This window comes from Pseudoalteromonas sp. SG41-5 (assembly GCF_014164495.1).
Lineage (GTDB): Bacteria > Pseudomonadota > Gammaproteobacteria > Enterobacterales > Alteromonadaceae > Pseudoalteromonas > Pseudoalteromonas rhizosphaerae.
Window position 1 is genome coordinate 1 of the sequence record NZ_JACJFH010000179.1, and the last position, 3,998, is coordinate 3,998.

A 3,998-nucleotide genomic window follows, 5' to 3' on the forward strand; every position below is an offset into this window, starting at 1 on the left:
GGTGAATAATAGTCTGGGTTTTGCTGGTTATAATTTTAACCTAACCGCTGGCGAAGGTGGAACAGTCGTGACCGTTGATAATGGCACAGCGCTTAAATCGGCTTTAGCACAAGCAAAATCATCAGGTGTTCCAGTGACTATTTATGTCGACGGTGTCATTACTGATGCAAACAGTGGCGGCGATAATTCTTCTATCGAAATTAAAGATATGGATAATATCTCAATCATTGGTGTGGCAGATCGTGGTGAGCTAAGTGGTATCGGCATTGCTATTCGTCGTGCTAATAACATCATTATCCAAAACTTAAAAATCCATGAAGTACTTACCGGCGGTAAAGATGGTATTTCGATTGAAGGTGATGAAAATAAACCTACCGCGAATATCTGGATTGATCATAACGAACTCTATTCATCGTTAAATGTTGATCAAGATTATTATGATGGTTTAATCGATTCTAAATCGGGTGCTGAAAACATTACCATTTCATATAACTATATTCACGATAGCTGGAAAACGTCACTCCATGGTCACAGTGATGATGACTCGAGCAGCAACAAGAATCGTCATATTACCTTTCACCATAACCGCTTTGAAAACATCATATCGCGTGTTCCGTTGTTTAGATTTGGTCTAGGCCATATATTCAACAACTATTATAACAATATCACCTCTAGCGCGATTAACTCACGAATGGGCGCAGAGCTACATATTGAGAATAACTACTTTGAGCATACTAAAAATCCTGTGGTCTCTTTTTACTCAAAAGTAATTGGTTATTGGAATACCTCTGGTAACTACCTAGGTGAAGGCGTTACTTGGGGTGATGTGGCTGACGGCGATGTGGCAGCAGAGGTTACTGCTACAGGTATGACACCCACCAGCTCATACCAAGCACCTTACGAGTATAAGTTAACTCCAGTAATGGACGTTAAAGCGCATGTTATTGCCCATGCCGGTATTGGTAAAATAGATCAAAGCGATTTAGACATCCCAGACATTGCAGCGCCAAGTGAGCCACCTGTGCAACAGCCGCTTGGTTTACCATTTACTGAAAATTTTGCCGCAGCAAATGCTGACGAATTTTTTAGTAATAGCTACCGCGACCTATCAGGTTTAGCGGGTACGGGGACCCCGCTGTTTCATCGTGTCACTGGCACAATCGATGTATCCGCTGGGCAACTAACCATGACAGGTGCACGTATTAGCATTGCCAATACCACCCCTGCGGTGAATACCACCTCAGCGGATGCAAGCACAACGGGTCTACTTGATTTAAGTAACAACTATCAAGTGAGCTTTAAAGTCGCGGCTGTAGCAGGTAACACCGCAAAAAGCTTCCAAATATATGTAGATAACAATACCTCAGGTAGCGCTAATTCGATCCATGGCGGCTCTTCAAAGTTTTATTCAGTAAAACTTGAAGAGCTCGTCCCTGGTCAAACGTACACCGTCGATGGGTTGGTAGCCACAGCAACCTCATTCATCACTCTCAGAACGGAAAGTGAAGCAACTATCACATTGGATGAGATAACCATTCAGTAGTTGTAATGAGAGCAGCCAAGCGCTGCTTTAAGACAATTTGATAGTTACCAATACCCTTGCCCCGCACAGCAAGGGTATTTTTTTATCCATATCATTCCTTTCTCTTTGCGCAACAAAATCTTCAAGTTAATAATTCACAAAGAGATTAACAGGCGCTGCGGTTAAAGAGCTAGCCTCCATTAAAAATGGGGGGATTACCCTAGGGCATGAAGTTAACGTTATTAAATTGAGTTAGTAATTTTTCAAGTACGACTGCATAGATGCAGGAGGTAGAGCAATGCAGGAGTAATTGCCAAGAACACCCTATCAATATTTCTGCCTTGGTATCACTGTATTTATCTGTCGCTATAAATGGTCAGTAACTTAATACAATTGATATCAGCCGGGGCTTACAGCGCACAAAATGTTCCAGATATTAAAAACGAGCGCTATGCATTTTATCCTTTAGGCAGCATATCGGCCGTTTCGTTTAACAGCGATATTTCATGCTATTTTATCAAAGGTGCTCCTCAAATTTAATTAACTCATTAATTAAATCAAAAAAGTATATTGGATTACGGATAGAAGTAAGCGCCCTACTGTCAGTTAGGCGCTTTATATGTCTGTAACAAAAAGGTTATTATGGGGGGGTAATCGGTACTATTTAGCGCATCTGTTAGTAGATTCACGCTTCACTAAATAAGGAGTGACTACGTCATCTAATTTAATTTTTTCACTTTGTGTCGATTGGCTTTTATTAATGAGTTTTTGCACCGCTAAACATGCCATATTTTGTACCGGTCTTCGAATAGTCGTTAGCGATGGAATGATCCGTGAAGCCAAAATATTATCATCAAAACCTGCTACTGATAGCTGTTCTGGTACTTTGATATTTAAATTACTGGCAACCCGTAATACCCCAGCCGCCATTTCGTCGTTGTTAGCAACAATGGCCGTTGGTCTTGGTTCAGTGCTTAACAATGTCATAGCGCACTCAATACCACTTTCGTAACTATTTTTGCCTTCAATAATACGATTTCCTGGCAGTTGCACATTACATTGTTGCAGTTCAGCTAAAAATCCAGCTAAGCGTTCGATTGAAGAACGATAAACTTGCGGTCCAGAAATAAAACCAATGTCTTTATGACCAAGTTCAACCAAGTAGCTGGCCATTTCTTTCATTGCTGCGCGTTCGTCTGAGACCACAATATTATCAGCATCATCTAAATCTACCGATGCTAAGCGCACATAAGGACAACCTGCTTCACGAATTGCTGCAGCCAACTCTTTGTTTTCAGATACTGGCGGTAAAATAATCACGCCATCAAGCTTAGAGCGAGAGATAAATGACAGGCAATCGTCAATAAATTCAGCACTTTTAGAGTAACTAGGATGAACAACCAATTCATAGCCAAGTTCAGAGCAGACGCTTAATGCACCTCGTTGCACCTGATCAATATACAATGCATCGGGGTTATCATAAATTAAACCTAATAAGTAAGAACGACTTGATGCCAGCCCCCGAGCTTGTTTGTCAGGAGAAAAACCAACTTCGCTGATAATTTTAAGCACTCGCTCTCGCGTCGCTTCACCCACAGCGGGAGAGCGGTTGATCACACGTGAAACTGTGCGCTTTGAAACACCACACAGCTTAGCTACATCATTAATCGTTACTGACATAAAAGTTCCTATTTAGGATGATTGCAAAGTTTAACACTAACCGTAGATCCATAGAAGTAGTTAGTCAGCTCTTGTTATACATTGACTACTTTGATTTAAAAGAAAAATGGAGCTGTTGAGCTCCATCACAGATTTGTTTGATTAAGTTGGCCTAAACGCTGGCAAATAAATTATCCCAAGTTCAGGTTAGTTACTCGATTAAACCAAATAAACGCGGTAACGTTTCACTGATCTCCGGTACATATGTAACCAACATCAATACCAGAAACATCACAGCATACAGCGGCATCATTGGCTTAATTATTTTATGTAACGATGTTTTCGCCACCGCACAACTGACAAACAGTACACTCCCAACTGGCGGAGACACCAAGCCAATTGATAAGTTTAATACAATCATAATCCCAAATTGAATCGGCGACATACCAAATTGCTCAGCTACCGGTAAAAAGATCGGTGTAAAAATCAATACCGCAGGCGTCATATCAATAAACGCGCCAACCAAAATTAAAATCAGATTGATTAACAACAAGATTAAAATCGGATTATCACTGAGTGTTAAAAAGAACTCACTGACCAGCTGTGGAATATGTGTGTATGACAATAACCACGACATGCCCGAAGACGCGGCAATGATCAGCATTACAATAGCCGTTGTTTCACAAGCTTTTAGTAATATAGCAGGCATTTCAGCTATATTGATTTCTTTGTAGATAAATACCGACAGTATTAAAGCATAAATAACGGCAATAGCGCCGGCTTCAGTTGCGGTAAATACACCGCCAATAATGCCGCC

General features: G+C 40.8%; 3 protein-coding genes. 1 reads left to right on the forward strand and 2 read right to left on the reverse strand.

Annotated elements, in window-relative coordinates:
- Window positions 1-1,543 (forward strand): polysaccharide lyase family 1 protein (locus H5232_RS22520; protein ID WP_404936413.1); only part of this gene is annotated, 1,543 nt, incomplete at its 5' end.
- A gap of 639 nt (window positions 1,544-2,182) precedes the next feature.
- On the opposite strand, the gene H5232_RS22525 is transcribed toward H5232_RS22520, so the two are convergent.
- A complete protein-coding gene (locus H5232_RS22525; RefSeq protein WP_145239108.1) occupies window positions 2,183-3,202 on the reverse strand; it encodes a LacI family DNA-binding transcriptional regulator in 1,020 nt (339 codons plus the stop codon).
- Between the two features lie 190 nt (window positions 3,203-3,392).
- Window positions 3,393-3,998: TRAP transporter large permease subunit (locus tag H5232_RS22530; RefSeq protein ID WP_182831564.1), on the reverse strand; the 606-nt coding region annotated here is incomplete at its 5' end.

Coding starts and splice junctions, on each gene's coding strand:
- H5232_RS22525 (WP_145239108.1), bottom strand. CDS start 3,202: ATGTCAGTAACGATTAATGATGTAGCTAAGCTGTGTGGTGTTTCAAAG.